The following is a 15,745-nucleotide window of genomic DNA, read 5'->3' as shown; positions in this document are numbered from 1 at the left end:
GGGTGCCTCGTACAACGCTTATCGGCCAGGGGTACGGATCAGAGCAGACCGTCCCACATCTGCTCCAGCAGCACCGACCACCAGCTCTCCGGCGAGGCCAGCGCCGCCGGATCCAGCGCCACCAGCTGTGCCTGGAAATCGACGGTCCACCGCCCCGCCTGCTCCGGCGTCAGCCCGTACCGCAGCCGCCACATCCGGCCCAGCAGCGCCATCGACCGCACGAACTCCGGCAGCCCCGTGTTGACGAACTGCGGCGGCACCGGCTGACCGCCCGGACCCGCCTCCACCGGCACGGCCACGATGTTCGCCGTCCCGTACTGGACACAGATCGCCCGCCCGAAGTCCGTCCCCATGACCAGGTACGACCCCGCGTCCGGCGCGGCCTGCACCTGCCGCTGCGCCGCCAGCTCACCCAGCGTCGGCACCACCGGCTGCCCCGGCTGCGCCCAGAAGAACGGCCCGAAGTCGGCGGGCAGCCCCGCCCACACCAGGGTCCGCGCGACCACGTCCGGCACCCCCTGACGGGAGACCGCACGCTGGTCGAACCGGAGGATCCCCTGCGGACCGAACGCCTGGAGCAGCTCCTCGGCCACCGCCTCCGGCGGCAGCGCGGGCGCAGGCGGCAGCTGCGGCAGCGGCGCCCGCACCGGGGCCGGCCGCGCCGGACCGTCCGCCACCTGGTGCAACTCGCCCTGGTGGGTCAGCAGATGGCGCATGCCCTCCTGCCGGCTGGCGTGATCGGTGCCGTACGGAGCCACGCTCGTGATCCGCACCTGCGGCCAGGTCTCCCGGATCATCCGGGCGCAGTACCCGCCCGGCAGCTCGCACGACTCCAGCTCCGTGTGCAGCTCGATGACCTGCTGCGGCGGCACGTTCATCGCCCGCAGCTCGTGCAGCATCTGCCACTCGGGGTGCGGAGTGCCCGGCGCCGAACGCCGGATCAGCTGCTGCTCACTGCCGTCCGGCGCCCGGAACCGCAGCACGGCCTGGTAGCCCGGGCCCACGGTCGGCAGACCGGTGAGCTGCTGCGGATAGCCGTACGCCGGGGGCGGCGGGGTGTGGTGCTGTACGGGCCCGGGGCCGTGGGGCGGGGTGGAGCCCTGGGGAGCGCCGGGGGGACCCGGCGGACCGGGGACCGGGATCGGGCCGGAGTTCGCGAACATCGTCTCGGCCTGGTGCACCCCGCCACCCGGAGGCGGCGTCGCACCCGGCGGCGGACCGGGAGGACCGGGCGGGCCGGGAGGCTGGGGTGCGCCGACACCGGCTCCGGCACCGGCACCGGCTCCGGGTACGCCGGGCGGGCCCGGGGGCAGCGGGGCGCCCGGCGCACCGGGCGGGCCCGGCGGACGGGGCGCGCCCGGGACGCCCGCACCGATGCTGCTCCCGTCGGCGAGCATCGTCGCCGCGTGGTGGACCCCGCCGCCCGGAGGCGGCGTGGCACCCGGCGGACCGGGGGGAGCGGGCGGACCGGGGGGCTGCGGGGCGCCGGGCGGACCGGGCGGCGGGGTGGAGCCGGGCGGGCCGAGCTGGGAGACGAGCTGCGTCGGGATGTACCCGCCCGCCGGGGCGCCGGGCGCCCCCGGACCCGAGGGCGGCGGCGTCGCACCGGGGCGTACGCCGGGGATCCCGGGCGCACCGGGCGGCGGCGGGGTCGTCGGACCACCCCCGCGCGTGCCGCGCGGCGGCACCACGGCCTTGCTGGTGGCCGCGTCCGCGATGTCCCCGGCGCCCGGGGAGCCCGGCGCGTCCGGGGAACCCTCGTCGGCGGGCTGGAGCCTGGGAGCCACCTGCGTACGCGGCAGCTGGCTGCCCCCCGACATCAGCGCGGTCGGCGCCTCGGCCGACACCACCGGCGGCGGGGCCTCCTCGTCGTCGGTCCCCGAGAGCGGCGGCGCGAACACCGTCGCGGGCAGGGGGACGGCCCCGTCGTCGGAGTCCGTGGAGTTGGTGTCCGTACCGGCCCACGGGGTCGCCCCGGCGGGCACGCCGTCGGACGCGGTGGGCTCGTAGGCCCCGCCCGCGCTGCCGCCCGCGGCGGGCCACGCGGGCGAGGAGGGCGCGGAGCCGCCGGGGGCGGGCTCGGCGGACGCATCCGACGCGGCGGCGGAAGAGGCCGAAGCGGAAGAAGGGGACGGGGTGGAGGAAGAAGGGGACGGCGTGGATACGGAGGAGTCGGCCGGCTCGTCCGCAGCTCCCGCTGCCGCTCCTGCTTCCTCACCTTCCTCCGCCGCCGCGGCCCGCCGCTCCGCCCGGTGGTCCGGGATGCCCAGCTTGTCCGCCGCCTCCTGGAGCCACTCCGGCGGCGTCAGCAGGAACGACGTCTGGTTCAGGTCCACCCGCTGCGGCGGCTCCGGCGCGGCGACCGGCTCACCCGACGGAGCCCCGTACTCCTCCTCGTACCGCCGGATCACCTCGCCCACCGGCAGCCCCGGCCACAACGTCGCCTCGCCGCTGTCCCGGGCGATCACCAGCCGCTGACGGCCGCCGTCCGAGACCGGGCCCTCCGCCCGGTCCTCGGCCCACACCACGAAACCCAGCTCGAACTCACGGACCCGGACCTCACGGTGCTGGTACGCGGGCACGTCACCGTTGACCCACTCGTCCGCCCGCTCCTGCGCCTGCGCGAAAGTCACCACCGCGCTCACCCCTCCACCGGGACGGTGCGCGCGAAGCCACCGTCCACCATCAGGTTCGCCACCGTCTCCAGCTCCGGCGGGTTGCCCGCGAGCCGCTGGAGGAAGGCGTCGAAGTCCTCGCCGCAGGGCAGCAGCAGCCGCTCCACGCGCTCCTGCACGCTCCAGCCGTCCTGGTCCCGGGCATCGTCGTACGGGCAGAACCACACCGAACCGACGTCCTGCCCGCGCACCTTCACGGCCAGGATTCCGCCCTGCACGAAGGCGACGCCCAGATAGTCCTTGGTGAAGTGGTCCCGCAAACACTTGTTCACGTACACCAGATCGTTGACCCCGGCCTGGTCACGCACCGTGAAGAACGGCTGGTCCACCAGGAGCCCCAGCTCGGCGTCGAGCGCGGCCCCCACCGGGGCCGAACCGCCCGCCGCCTTCAGGAAGGAGCGGTAGGCGCCGGGCAGCCGGTAACCGAGGTCCTCCTCGACGCCCTGGATCTGCTGCTCGCTCACCGCGACCGCGCCCTTGGGCAGCCGGAAGTGGGCCGGGCGGGTCTCCTGCAACGGACGGGTGCCCCGCCGGTCCTGGTCCACCTCGGTCGTCGCCAGACCGCCGTGGTGGCGCAGCAGCGCCTTCACCTCGACCGGCACCAGCTCCATCCGCCGGCCGCCCGCCACGTGGTGCCAGGTCCAGCCGTGCGGCGTCGCCACCGCGGGAATCGTGTCCCACAGCTCATGACCGGAGGCCGCCATCGCCGCGTTCGCCGACACGTAGTCCGTCAGCCGCAGCTCGTCCACGCCGAACCCCGGCGGGGGGTCGGCGATCTCGGCGGCGGCGCGCGCGTACGGCGAGAAGTCCGGGTAGCCGCTGCCGTCCACACGTACACCTCTGGGGTGACGGGACGCCCGGACCGGGTCCGGGAAGTGCACGACCTGCCCGGCATAGGCCGCGTTCGGTGGCGCGGCTTGCTGCCCGGGCCGACCTGTCGTCATGGCGGATGCCCCCTGCTGCGTCTGGTGGTTCCGCACAGCCTAAGCGGTGGGGCAACAGGGGGTCCCGTCCCGCCGGTTCCATCACCGAGCGTCACATTCGTGTGACGGTGAGGCGACGGTCTCGCACCTTCGGGCGACACGCAGACACGTTTCCCCCACCCAGCTTCCCCACCTCGCTTCACATTTGGCAGGCTGTCCCCGCAACTCGGGGGATTGCAGGGAGGGACGACAGCACCATGCATTCGGCACAGACAGCGACAACGGGGGCATCCGGTACATCCGGTACGACGGGGCTATCAGGAGCCCCGGGGCCATCGGGAACGTCAGGGGACCCACGACTCGACTGGAGCAGCACCGAGACCGGCCGCACACCCCACCTGCTCCACCGCCGCGACGGGATCCTCCCCGCCGTGGCCGCCGCCCTGTCCGTACGCGGGGAGACGCTCACCTGCACCGCCGGCAAGGGCGACCAGCCGCCGGTGCTGCACCCGCTCGTCCAGGACTTCCTCGACACCCTCACCAGCGGCCAGCGCGAACGGTTCACCGGCCGCTGCCCCGAAGCCATACTGCTCTCCCGGCAGCTCACCGCCGCCGAGAGCGGCCGCTCCAAACGCGCCCAGCGAAAACCCCTGACCAACGGGGAGGCCCGGCGCGCGCTCAAGCACTCCCGCATCACCGCCCGCCGCATCCGCGAGGACGGCGACCCGCTGCACGGCAGCTACGCACCACCGTGCCGATCCTGTTCGGCGCTCCTCTCCCACTTCGGCGTACGCCCCGTCGACCTCACCACCACCGGCGCCGCGACCACCGCCGAGAAGGGCTGACCGCCCACCGATGCACGACCACCTCCCGCCCCCGCCGCCCGCCGCGCCCGCCAGCCCCCCGGGGGCCCCGGGGCATCCCGCGCCCCCGGTGCGGCTTCCGCGGCAGCACAGCTCCACCCGCTTCGCCGTACCCGTCGACGCCGCCCTGCGCGAGGCGGGGTGGCAGCCCGGCCGCTGGGACATCCGGCAGGCCGAGGAGTGGGCCGACGCCCTGCGCGCCCACACCTCGCCCGCCGGCCACCGGCACGCGGTCTTCCCGGCGGCGGTCGAGGCCTGGGCGGAGTTCGGCGCCCTCCACATCACCGCGTCCGCACCCGGCCGGCAGATCGCCCCCGCCGCCATCCGCATCGACCCGCTGCACGGGCTGCACCTCGCCCGCACCCTGGGCGACCTGGGCCGGGCCCTGGAGACGGAGGTGGCCCCGCTGGGGGCGGAAGGGGACGAGCAGGCGGTGCTCGCGATCGACACCGAGGGGCGGGTGTTCAGCATCGACCACACAGGCGACTGGTTCCTGGGCCAGGACATCGACGAGGCCCTGACCACCCTGGTCACGGGCGCCCAGCCGACCCGCCTGTCGAGCCCGCCGCAGTCAGGGGCGTAGGGCGCCCCTTGGGCCCGTCCGCTTGGGGACGGGCCCGTCATCCCTTTCCAGCCCGTCCGGCGTTTGAGGACGGAAGCGTCGCGGCGGGACGGGCCGGCGCCTCCACGTCCCCGGCCCAGAAGGGGGCACCGCTCCCTCCAGCAAGGGTTCCGTCCTCAAACGCCGGACGGGCTGGAGTGGTGCAGGGTTCCGTCCTCAAACGCCGGACAGGGTGGAGGGTGGCCCCCTCAGGTCCCCGGAGAGGCGGATGTGTCCGGCAGCACCGCAGACACCCGGAAGCCCCCCGCGTCCGTGGGACCGGACACGAACACACCCCCCAGCGCCAGCACCCGCTCCCGCATCCCCACCAACCCGTTCCCCCCGCTCGGCAGCCCCGCGTCCGCCACCGCCGCGTCCGACGGACCGTTCTCCACCTGCATCGCGACCTCGGACCCCCGGTGCGCCAACCGCACCCACGCCTTCGCCCCCGCCGCATGCTTGTGGACGTTCGTCAGCGCCTCCTGCACCACCCGGAACGCCGTCTGCTCGACCTCCGGCGCGTACGGGCGCAGCTCACCGTCGACCGACAGCTCCACCACCATCCCCGCCTGCCGCGACTGCGCCACCAGCACCTCCAGCTCGCTCAGCCGGGGCCCGTCCTCCGAAGCCGTCGCGGCGGCAGCGGCCGCGGCCGCCTGCCCCACCGAGGCCAGCGGAACCGCACGCCCGCCCTCGCCGGCAGCCGCGGGCGCCATCAGCGCGTCGCCGCTCCGCAGCACCCCCAGCATCTCCCGCAGCTCCGTCAGCGCCTGCCGCCCCATCTCCCCCACCAGGGCGGCGTTCCGCACCGCCTTCGCCGGGTCCTTCGGAGCCACGGCCTGAAGCGCCGCGGCATGCACCACCATCAGGCTCACGCGGTGGGCCACCACGTCATGCATCTCCCGCGCGATCCGGGTCCGCTCCTCCGTACGCGCCCACTCGGCCCGCTCCTCCGCCCGGTCCGCCAGCAGCGACAACTCCCGCTCCAGCGAGTCCGCCCGCTCCCTCAGGCTCTCCATCAACCGGCGCCGGGCCCCTATGTACAGGCCGAACAACACGGCAGGAGCTGTCAGCCCCACCGCCATGAACACCGACACCAGCGGCACATACCAGTCCCCCGGCCCGAAGTCGGCCTCCTCCGCCACGGTCTGGCGCAGCCGTACATAGGTGACGATGAACGTCCCCACCAGCGCCATCCCCGCCAGCACGACGGTGATCCGGCGCGGCACCTCGGACGCCGCCAGCGTGTACAGGCCCACCAGCGCCATCAGGAAGCCCATCTCGGCGGGCGTCATCGCGATCGACACCAGCACCACGACGATCGGCCACCGCCGCCGCACCACCAGCACCGAACCCGCCAGCAGCCCGAACACCACGCCCACCGGCACCGGCAGCCCGGTGTTCCCGGCGAACTCCACCCCCTCCAGGCCACACTCCAGCGCCGAAACCAGCGCCAGTCCCACGTCCAGGGCGACACTGCGCCGCCGCTCCCACCACCAGTAGCCGCGGGTGGTCGATCCCGCCGCCTCCTGGTCTGCCCCCGTTGCGGTCATGGCATCCAGCCTACGGGCGGACGCATCCCCTTTTCCCGTGACCGGCAACAGCACGTTCCGCATTCGAACGGGCACGAAACGCACACCGATCGCCCGAAATGGCGAATCGGCCATGCTTTCGACCTGGACGTTCGCATTCCGGACGACGCTCACCTGGGGTGCTCGAAGAGTTCGATCTCGCTGTGGGTACGGGATATGCCGAAGCCGGAACCGCGCTACACGGAGGAGGAGCGTCTGGCGCGGACGAACGCGGGCCTGGCCAGCCTCCGCGCCAGCCAGGACCAGGAAAGGCCGGCGACGAAACAGGCCTCGCGCGAGTCCATAGGCGAGCTGTCAGACCGAGAGCTGTTCGTCGCCGGAGTCGCGCTCTACCGGGCCGAGGGCATGAAGGACAAGCCGCACAGCCGCCGGGAGAGCCTGCTCTTCATCAACAGCGACCCAACGTGATCAAGTTCTACCTCAGCCGGCTCGACCTGCTCGGCGTCACACGCGAGCGGCTGCACGTGCGCGTCAGCATCCACGAATCGGCGAACGTGCCGGAAGCCGAGAGCTTCCGGTCGGAGCTCGCCGGGGTGCCCCGTAGCGACTTCATGAAGGCGACGCTCAAGAAACACTCCCCCAAGACCAACCGCAAGAACACCGGTGAGACCTATCGCGGCCGCCTCGTCATCTACGTGACCAAGAGCGCCGAGCTCTATCGTCGCGTAGAAGGCGCTTAGTACGGCATAGTGTTGGGTGCCGGTCCGGCAAGCCGACGCAATGTCCGGTTTAGTCGGAATTAGTCCCCCATGGTGTAATCAGGCAGCACTGCGGTTTTTGGTACCGTCTGTTCAGGTTCAAATCCTGATGGGGGAGCCCCGGCACGCGGGCCCCGACCACACCGGTCGGGGCCCGCCCCCGTTTCCCGGCGAAACACCCCCGCTATCCTGCGGATGACCACCACCCGAAGCCGAAGGGCACATCCGTGAGCGCAACCAGCCCGGCAGCCGTCGTCGTCCTCGCAGCGGGTGAGGGCACCCGTATGAAGTCGAAGACCCCCAAGGTCCTGCACGAGATCTCCGGGCGCTCGCTCGTCGGACATGTCGTCGCCGCCGCCCGTGAGCTGGAGCCCCAGCACCTCGTCGTGGTCGTCGGGCACGCCAGTGAGCAGGTCACCGCGCATCTGAACGCCGGCGACGCCCCCGTGCGCACCGCCTTCCAGGCCGAGCAGAACGGGACCGGGCACGCCGTCCGGATGGGGCTCGAGGAGCTCGGCGGGACCGTCGACGGGACCGTGATCGTCGTGTGCGGGGACACGCCGCTGCTCTCCGGCGAGACGCTCGGCGCGCTCGCCGCCACCCACGCCGCCGACGCCAACGCCGTCACCGTCCTGACCGCCGAGGTCCCGGACTCGACCGGCTACGGGCGCATCGTGCGCGACCCGGCCACCGGGGCGGTCACCGAGATCGTCGAGCACAAGGACGCGACCGACGAGCAGCGGGCGATCCGTGAGATCAACTCCGGGGTGTTCGCGTTCGACGGGTCGCTGCTGGCCGACGCGCTGGGCAAGGTGCGGACCGACAACAGCCAGGGCGAGGAGTACCTCACCGATGTGCTGTCGATCCTGCGTGAGGCGGGGCACCGGGTCGGGGCGTCCGTGGCGGGTGACCACCGCGAGATCCTCGGGATCAACAACCGGCTCCAGCTGGCCGAGGCGCGCCGCCTGCTGAACGAGCGGCTGCTGGAGCGGGCGATGCTCGCGGGCGTGACGATCGTCGACCCGGCGTCCACGCTGATCGACGCGACCGTCACGTACGAGCGCGACGCCCTCGTGCACCCGGGGACGCAGCTGCTCGGCTCCACGCACCTCGGGGAGGACTCCGAGGTCGGGCCCAACTCGCGGATCGAGGACACCCTCGTCGGCCCCGGCGCCCGCATCGACAACACCGTGACGCTCTCGGCCGAGATCGGGCCCGGGGCGACCGTGGGTCCGTACGCGTATCTGCGGCCGGGGACGCGGCTGGGGGTCAAGGCCAAGGCCGGTACGTACGTGGAGATGAAGAACGCCACCATCGGGGAGGGGACGAAGGTCCCGCACCTGAGTTACGTCGGGGACGCGACCATCGGGGACCACACCAACATCGGTGCGGCGAGCGTCTTCGTGAACTACGACGGGGTCGCCAAGCACCACACGACGATCGGCTCCCACTGCCGTACCGGTTCGGACAATATGTTTGTGGCACCGGTCACGGTCGGGGACGGGGTCTACACCGCCGCCGGGTCGGTGATCACGAAGGATGTGCCGTCCGGTTCGCTGGCCGTGGCCCGGGGCCAGCAGCGGAATATCGAGGGTTGGGTGGCCCGGAAGCGTCCGGGCAGCGCCGCCGCTCAGGCTGCTCAGGCGTCGTCGCAGGGAGCCGACGGCGAAAGCTGACCGGAAACAGGTGCGCCGGTGACGGCGTACCGTGATAGATGCTCACCCATTTCGGCTGGCTCGTTGCACATCGGGACCTATGCGTGCAGCGCCAGATACACGTCTGAGGAGACTGTGCTGTGACCGGGATCAAGACGACCGGCGAGAAGAAACTGATGCTCTTCTCCGGCCGCGCCCACCCCGAGCTGGCCGAGGAGGTCGCACACCAACTGGGTGTCGGTCTCGTGCCGACGAAGGCCTTCGATTTCGCCAACGGTGAGATCTACGTCCGCTTCCAGGAGTCGGCGCGTGGCGCGGACTGCTTCCTGATCCAGAGCCACACGGCTCCGATCAACAAGTGGATCATGGAGCAGCTGATCATGCTGGACGCGCTGAAGCGCGCGTCGGCCCGCTCGATCACGGTGATCGTGCCGTTCTACGGGTACGCCCGTCAGGACAAGAAGCACAAGGGTCGTGAGCCGATCTCGGCGCGGCTGATCGCGGACCTGATGAAGACGGCGGGTGCGGACCGGATCCTCACGGTCGATCTGCACACGGACCAGATCCAGGGCTTCTTCGACGGCCCGGTGGACCACCTGTTCGCGCTGCCGATCCTGGCGGACTACGTGGGCGCCAAGGTCGACCGTTCGAAGCTGACGATCGTCTCGCCGGACGCGGGCCGGGTCCGGGTCGCGGACCGCTGGTGCGACCGGCTGGACGCGCCGCTGGCGATCGTGCACAAGCGCCGTGACAAGGACGTGCCGAACCAGGTCTCGGTCCACGAGGTCGTGGGCAACGTCGAGGGCCGGGTCTGCGTGCTGGTCGACGACATGATCGACACGGGTGGCACGATCTGCGCCGCGGCGGACGCGCTGTTCGCGCACGGTGCGGAGGACGTCATCGTGACGGCGACGCACGGGGTGCTCTCGGGTCCGGCGGCGGACCGGCTGAAGAACTCGAAGGTGAGCGAGTTCGTGTTCACGGACACGCTGCCGACCCCGGGTGAGCTGGAGCTGGACAAGATCACGGTGCTGTCGATCGCGCCGACGATCGCGCGTGCGGTGCGTGAGGTGTTCGAGGACGGTTCGGTGACGAGCCTGTTCGAGGAGCAGGGCTGACAGCAGTGACGATCATCCTGTACTGATCCACTTTGGGGTGCGGCCTCCCCGCCGGGTAGACTCAGCGAGTTGCTCGGCGAGGGAGGCCGTACCTGTGTGTACGGCGGTCCGTTATCGACGCGCTCTTCGTAGCAGGCCTGTCGTGGGCCGGGTGACCGTTCGAGTTCCGTCACCCCCGACGGCTCTCCGTACCTGACGAGGAGTGCAACCATGGCTGAGATCAAGCTCGCCACCGAGGTCCGTACCGAGTTCGGCAAGGGCGCCGCCCGCCGTATCCGTCGTGCCGACAAGGTTCCCGCGGTCGTCTACGGCCACGGCGCCGAGCCGGTCCACGTCACGCTGCCGGGTCACGAGGTCCTGCTGGCGCTTCGTACGGCCAACGTGCTGATCGGTCTGGAGATCGACGGCAAGGACGCGCTGGTCATCCCGAAGGCCGTGCAGCGTCACCCCCTCAAGGGCACCATCGAGCACGTCGACCTGCTCACCGTGAAGCGCGGCGAGAAGGTCGAGGTCGAGATCGCGGTGCACGCCGAGGGCGACTTGGCGCCGGGCGCCAACCTGCTGGAGTTCGTGCAGAACACCCTGCTGGTCGAGGCCGAGGCCACCCACATCCCCGAGTCCGTCACGGTCTCCGTCGCGGGTCTGGACGCCGGTGACTCGATCGTCGCCAAGGACGTTCCGCTGCCGAAGGGCTCCGTGCTCGCAGGTGACGAGGACGCCATCGTGATCCAGGTCGTCGCCGCGCAGGCCGAGGAGCCGGCCGCGGACGAGGCCGAGGGCGGGGCCGAGGGCGCCGAGGCCTGAGCCTCACCTCTCACCGTTTCACCTGCCGCACCCGCTGCACCTGCTGCACCTGCTTGACTGACGGGGTGGTGGCTCCCTTCCGGGGAGCCGCCGCCCCGTTCGCCTGCCGTCACCTGTATCGCCTGCCATCACCTGTACCCGTACGAGGAGACCGAGCGCTGATGTCCGAAGCCACCGACCCCTGGCTCATCGTGGGCCTCGGCAACCCCGGGCCCGAGTATGCGGCGAACCGGCACAACGTCGGGTTCATGGTGGCCGATCTGCTGGCGACGCGGATCGGCGGGAAGTTCAAGCGCGCACAGAAGGCGCAGGCGCAGGTGGTGGAGGGGCGGATCGGTCCGCCGGGTCCGGGGAGCCGGCGGGTGGTGCTGGTGAAGCCGATGTCGTACATGAATCTGTCGGGCGGTCCGGTGACGGCGTTGCGGGACTTCTACAAGGTGCCGACGGACCATGTGGTGGCGGTCCATGACGAGTTGGACATCGATTACGGGATGCTGCGGCTGAAGCTGGGCGGCGGGGACAACGGTCACAACGGGCTGAAGTCGATGACGAAGGCGATGGGGCCGGACTACCACCGGGTGCGGTTCGGGATCGGGCGGCCGCCGGGGCGGATGCAGGTGGCGGACTTCGTGCTGAGGGATTTCGGTTCGGCGGAGCGCAAGGAGCTGGCGTACCTGGTGGACCGGGCGGCGGACTCGGTGGAGTGTCTGCTGGCGGAGGGGCTGGAGCGGGCGCAGAGCGCGTACAACTCCTGACCCTCGCGCGGGCAAGGGCGTCGGGGGTGTCCCGTCACGTGGCACGCGCGTCCGTGGAGTCACGGTGGGCGTGTGCGGCGGCGGGTATGCGGGGGCAGGCCCGTTCCGGGTGTGGTGGCGGCTCGATGCGCTCGACGGTGGCGGTCGGCCGGTCGCCGGGTGGCGGAGCGCTTCGGGCGGGAGCTTGCCCGTGGTGTGTCCACGGTCCCGTTGCGGCCTCGATCGTTATCAGGCAGAGGCCACGAGGGTCGATGACACGGTTAAGCTGCCCTCGCCGCCCCCTCCAGGCAACCCTCACCTCTCGCTATGGACGACTGCTCATGAAACGCATCCTGATACCTTTCGGCGCGCTGGCCGCTGCCGTGACGACCTCTCTCGTGCTGGCGCCGGGCGCCATGGCAACGGGCTCCAGTTCGAACAACCCGACGCTGCGCCAGGAACTCCCGGTGACGGCAGCCGAGTTCGCTGACGGGAAGGCCCCCGGTAAGTGCCCCGGCGTTCCGTCCGACAAGGACGGCTGGCACTTCGTCCTCCCCGGTAACAGCGCGACCTTCGCCAAACTGACGGTCACCTTCGAGCCGGGCGGCGAGCAGGAGATCACGGTCTTCGGTCCGCCGAAGGCCGACCACGCCTACACCGTCTCCGAGCCCGGTGCTCAGCTGACCGCGGTCAAGGCCGAGATCAACGGCACGGTCCCGCAGAACAAGTTCAACCTGTCGCACACCTGCCCGGCCTCGGTGTCCCCGTCGCCGTCGGGGACGCCGACCGGCACCCCCACAGGGACCCCGACCGACGAGCCGACCGGCACCCCCACGGACACGCCGACCGACGAGCCGGGCTCGACGCCGTCAGCCACCGCTCCGGCCACGACCACGCCTGAATCGCCGGGTGCCGTGCCGTCGGCCTCGGAGAGCACCGGCCCGGGCACGGGCACGGACAAGGGCACGGGCGATCTGGCCGAGACGGGTTCCAGCGCCCCGGTGGGCCTCCTGGCCGCTACGGCCGTGGCCCTCGCCGGCGCGGGTGCCTTCCTGGTGACGCGCCGCCGCAAGACGCAGCAGTCGGCCGCCCACCGCTGACGTCCCGGGGGGCCTCGGGGCCGGGCAGCGGACCGCCCGGTCTTGAGCCCCCTCCACCGGAGGCGCGCCTGCAGCGTGCTCCGTCGGCCCGACCCGTGCCGGTGGCGGGGGTCGGGCCACCACGCGAAGTGCCCCCGCCGGCAGAGCCGGCGGGGGCGCTTCGCGTCGTCGTGCGTCAGCCGGTGTTGCGCAGGCCCGCCGCGACACCGTTCACGGTGAGCAGCAGGGCGCGGGCGAGCAGCGGGTCGGGCTCTTCGCCGCGTTCGGCGGCCTGGCGCTGGCGGGCGAGCAGGGAGACCTGGAGGTAGGAGATCGGGTCCAGGTAGGCGTCGCGGATGGCGAAGGTCTGCTGGAGGGCCGGACTGGTGCCGAGGAGTTCGGTGGAGCCGGTGACCTTGAGGACTTCGCTGACGGTCAGGGCGTGTTCGGCCTCGATGGCGTCGAAGACGTGCTTCAGCTCGTCGGGGACGAGGGTGTCGACGTAGTGCCGGGCGATGCGCAGGTCGGTCTTGGCGAGCGTCATCTCCACGTTGGAGAGGAAGTTCCGGAAGAAGTGCCACTGCTCGTGCATCTCTTCGAGGACGGTGTCGAGTCCGGCCTCGCGCAGGGCCTTGAGGCCGGAGCCGACGCCGTACCAGCCGGGGACGATCTGGCGGGACTGGGTCCAGCCGAAGACCCACGGGATGGCGCGGAGGCCGTCGAGCGAGACGCCGGAGCCGGGGCGGCGGGAGGGCCGTGAGCCCAGGTGCAGGTCGGCGAGCTGGTCGACCGGGGTGGAGGCGAGGAAGTAGGCCGGGAGGTCGGGGTCCTCGACGAGCTTGCGGTAGGCGCTGTGGGCGGCGTCGGAGACGGTGTCCATGGCCGCGTCCCAGCGGGCGAGGGCCTCGTCGGACTGGCGGGGGGCGGTGTGCAGGGCGGAGGCCTGGAGGGTGGCCGCGACGGTCAGTTCCAGGTTCTCGCGGGCGAGGGCGGGGATGAGGTACTTGTCGGAGATGACCTCGCCCTGCTCGGTGACCTTGATCTCGCCCTCCAGGGTGCCCCAGGGCTGGGCGAGGATCGCGTCGTGGGAGGGGCCGCCGCCGCGGCCGACGGTGCCGCCGCGGCCGTGGAAGAGGCGCAGGCGTACGCCGTAGCGGTGGGCGACGTCGCGGAGGCGGCGCTGGGCGCGGTGGATCTCCCACTGGCTGGTGGTGATGCCGCCGAACTTGGAGGAGTCGCTGTAGCCGAGCATGACCTCCTGGACGTCGCCGCGGAGCGAGACGAGGCGGCGGTAGGAGGGGTCGGCCAGCATCGCGTCGAGGATGACGTCGGCGGCCTTGAGCTCGTCGGTGGTCTCCAGGAGCGGGACGATGCCGATCTTGGCCCAGCCGGCGTGGAGGTCGATGAGTCCGGCCTCGCGGGCGAGGACGGTGGCGGCGAAGACGTCGTCGGCGCCCTGGCACATGGAGATGATGTAGGACTCGATGACTTCGGGGCCGAAGCGCTCGAAGGCTTCCTTGATGGTGTGGAAGACGCCGAGGGTCTTCTCGCCGGCCGCGTCGAGCGGGGCGGGGGTGGGGGCGAGCGGCCGGCGCGAGCGCAGCTCCTTGGCGAGCAGCTTCTGCCGGTAGTCGCGGGGCATGTCGGCGTAGCGCCAGGACTCCTCGCCGAGGCGGTCGAAGAGCTGGCCGAGCGCGTGGTGGTGGGCGTCGGCGTGTTCGCGTACGTCCATGGTGGCGAGCTGGAGGCCGAAGGCGGCGAGGGTGCGGATGGTGCGGTCCATGCGGCCGTCCGCGAAGAGGCCGCCGCGGTGCTCGCGCAGGGAGGTCTGGATGAGGGCCAGGTCCGCGAGGAGCTCGGAGGTGCCGAGGTAGTCGCAGCCGGGGCGGTGGGGGGTGCCCTGGGCGAGGCGCTCGCGGGTGTTGACGAGCTTCTGGCGGATGCAGGTGGCCTTGAGGCGGTAGGGCTCCTCGGCGTTCAGCCGCTTGTAGCGGGGGCTGATCTCGGGGAGGCGTTCCAGGTCGGCCTGGAGGGAGGTGAGCAGCTCGTCGGTGGCGCCCGTGTAGCGGATGGAGTTGGAGAGCAGGCCGCGCAGGTAGTCGATGAGTTCGAGGGCGTCGGTGATGCCGTGCTCGTGCTGGAGGATGAGGACGTCCCAGGTGACGGCGGGGGTCACGTTGGGGTTGCCGTCGCGGTCGCCGCCGATCCAGGTGCCGAAGGTGAGGGGGCGGGTGCCGGCGGGGAGTTCGACGCCGACGCGCTCCAGTTCGGCGGCGAGGTCTTCGAGTACGTCCCCGACGGCGTTGGCGTGCAGCTCGTCGAGGTAGTAGATGGCGTTGCGGGCCTCGTCGGCGGGCTCCGGGCGGACGACGCGGAGTTCGTCGGTCTGCCAGATGAGGTCGATGTTCTCGGCGAGCCGGAGGTCGTGGCGGCGGCGGTCGGCCTCGATGACCGGGGTCTCCAGCAGTTCCGCGATGCGGCGGAGCTTGTTGAGGACGGAGCGGCGGGCGGCCTCGGTGGGGTGGGCGGTGAAGACGGGCCGCACGTTGAGGTTCTTGACCGTCTCGCGCAGGTGCTCGGGGTCGGCGTCCTTGAGCCGGTCGGCGGTGCGGGCCAGCAGGCCGCCCTCGGCCGAGCGGCGTTCGCGCATCTCGCGGGCGCGGTGGACCTGCTCGGTGACGTTGGCGAGGTGGAAGTAGGTGGAGAAGGCGCGCACGAGCTGTGCGGCGGTCTCCAGGGCCGTGTCGCCGAGGAGTTCGGCGGCCGCTTCGCCGTCGGTGCGGGTCAGGGCGCGTACTCGCTCGACGAGGTCGAGGAGTTCCTGGCCTTCCTGGCGTACGAGGGTCTCGCCGAGGAGGTCGCCGAGGCGGCGGATGTCGGCGCGCAGCTCGGTGGTGGCGGCGGGGGTCTGGTCGGCACTGCTCACAGTGTGCGGCTCCTTGCAGTGAATGAGGAGGTGCGTCGCTTCGGCGTCTCCCGATGGTGGTGGCGGTGGGAGAGCGC

13 protein-coding genes and 1 tRNA gene are annotated in these 15,745 nt (G+C 72.0%); 10 read left to right on the top strand and 4 right to left on the bottom strand.

Annotated features, from left to right (window positions below; genetic code table 11):
* Nucleotides 1–38: 38 nt before the first annotated feature.
* Nucleotides 39–2,636, bottom strand: a complete 2,598-nt coding sequence (locus DJ476_RS21020) for an SUKH-4 family immunity protein (protein WP_404827527.1) — start codon at nucleotides 2,634–2,636, stop codon at nucleotides 39–41.
* Nucleotides 2,637–2,641: 5 nt separating this feature from the next.
* On the bottom strand, nucleotides 2,642–3,619 hold the full coding sequence (locus DJ476_RS21015; protein WP_103421068.1) for an SMI1/KNR4 family protein: 978 nt from the start codon (nucleotides 3,617–3,619) through the stop codon (nucleotides 2,642–2,644).
* A gap of 236 nt (nucleotides 3,620–3,855) precedes the next feature.
* Between DJ476_RS21015 and DJ476_RS21010 the strand changes: the two genes are divergently transcribed.
* Together DJ476_RS21010 and DJ476_RS21005 are read left to right on the top strand one after the other, a co-directional pair.
* Nucleotides 3,856–4,443, top strand: a complete 588-nt coding sequence (locus tag DJ476_RS21010) for a YwqJ-related putative deaminase (protein ID WP_070203664.1) — start codon at nucleotides 3,856–3,858, stop codon at nucleotides 4,441–4,443.
* A 10-nt stretch (nucleotides 4,444–4,453) separates the two neighbouring features.
* A complete protein-coding gene (locus DJ476_RS21005) occupies nucleotides 4,454–5,044 on the top strand; it encodes an SUKH-3 domain-containing protein (RefSeq protein ID WP_381247360.1) in 591 nt (196 codons plus the stop codon).
* Between the two features lie 227 nt (nucleotides 5,045–5,271).
* Here the strand turns inward: DJ476_RS21005 and DJ476_RS21000 are convergent, their stop codons facing one another.
* Nucleotides 5,272–6,615, bottom strand: coding sequence for a sensor histidine kinase (locus DJ476_RS21000; protein ID WP_112491291.1), 1,344 nt, complete (start codon nucleotides 6,613–6,615; stop codon nucleotides 5,272–5,274).
* 195 nt (nucleotides 6,616–6,810) lie between these two features.
* On the opposite strand from DJ476_RS21000, the gene DJ476_RS36085 reads away from it, so the two are divergent.
* From DJ476_RS36085 to DJ476_RS20970, 8 genes are all read left to right on the top strand, one after another.
* Nucleotides 6,811–7,062, top strand: coding sequence for a hypothetical protein (locus DJ476_RS36085; protein WP_404827526.1), 252 nt, complete (start codon nucleotides 6,811–6,813; stop codon nucleotides 7,060–7,062).
* Nucleotides 7,059–7,334 (top strand): hypothetical protein, encoded by a 276-nt coding sequence (locus DJ476_RS36080; protein ID WP_404827525.1) that lies wholly within the window; start codon nucleotides 7,059–7,061, stop codon nucleotides 7,332–7,334. Before DJ476_RS36085 ends, DJ476_RS36080 begins: the two co-directional genes overlap by 4 nt.
* 63 nt (nucleotides 7,335–7,397) lie before the next feature.
* Nucleotides 7,398–7,470 (top strand) — tRNA-Gln (locus tag DJ476_RS34600).
* A 109-nt stretch (nucleotides 7,471–7,579) separates the two neighbouring features.
* The gene (glmU, locus tag DJ476_RS20990; RefSeq protein WP_103421070.1) at nucleotides 7,580–9,028 is read left to right on the top strand and encodes a bifunctional UDP-N-acetylglucosamine diphosphorylase/glucosamine-1-phosphate N-acetyltransferase GlmU; all 1,449 of its coding nucleotides are present in this window, start codon (nucleotides 7,580–7,582) and stop codon (nucleotides 9,026–9,028) included.
* 119 nt (nucleotides 9,029–9,147) lie between these two features.
* Nucleotides 9,148–10,125, top strand: a complete 978-nt coding sequence (locus DJ476_RS20985; RefSeq protein ID WP_018515674.1) for a ribose-phosphate diphosphokinase — start codon at nucleotides 9,148–9,150, stop codon at nucleotides 10,123–10,125.
* 210 nt (nucleotides 10,126–10,335) lie between these two features.
* Entirely contained in the window at nucleotides 10,336–10,929 is a 594-nt protein-coding gene (locus DJ476_RS20980) for a 50S ribosomal protein L25/general stress protein Ctc (RefSeq protein ID WP_112491290.1), read from the top strand.
* 161 nt (nucleotides 10,930–11,090) lie between these two features.
* Entirely contained in the window at nucleotides 11,091–11,684 is a 594-nt protein-coding gene (gene pth, locus DJ476_RS20975) for an aminoacyl-tRNA hydrolase (RefSeq protein WP_103421072.1), read from the top strand.
* A 320-nt stretch (nucleotides 11,685–12,004) separates the two neighbouring features.
* A complete protein-coding gene (locus tag DJ476_RS20970; protein WP_112491289.1) occupies nucleotides 12,005–12,763 on the top strand; it encodes an LPXTG cell wall anchor domain-containing protein in 759 nt (252 codons plus the stop codon).
* 175 nt (nucleotides 12,764–12,938) lie between these two features.
* Here the strand turns inward: DJ476_RS20970 and ppc are convergent, their stop codons facing one another.
* Entirely contained in the window at nucleotides 12,939–15,668 is a 2,730-nt protein-coding gene (gene ppc, locus DJ476_RS20965; protein WP_103421074.1) for a phosphoenolpyruvate carboxylase, read from the bottom strand.
* Nucleotides 15,669–15,745: the final 77 nt, after the last annotated feature.

The organism is Streptomyces bacillaris (assembly GCF_003268675.1).
GTDB classification, from domain to species: domain Bacteria; phylum Actinomycetota; class Actinomycetes; order Streptomycetales; family Streptomycetaceae; genus Streptomyces; species Streptomyces bacillaris.
Note: the sequence above shows the minus strand (reverse complement) of the source record. Positions and strands in the feature narration are given on the sequence as shown.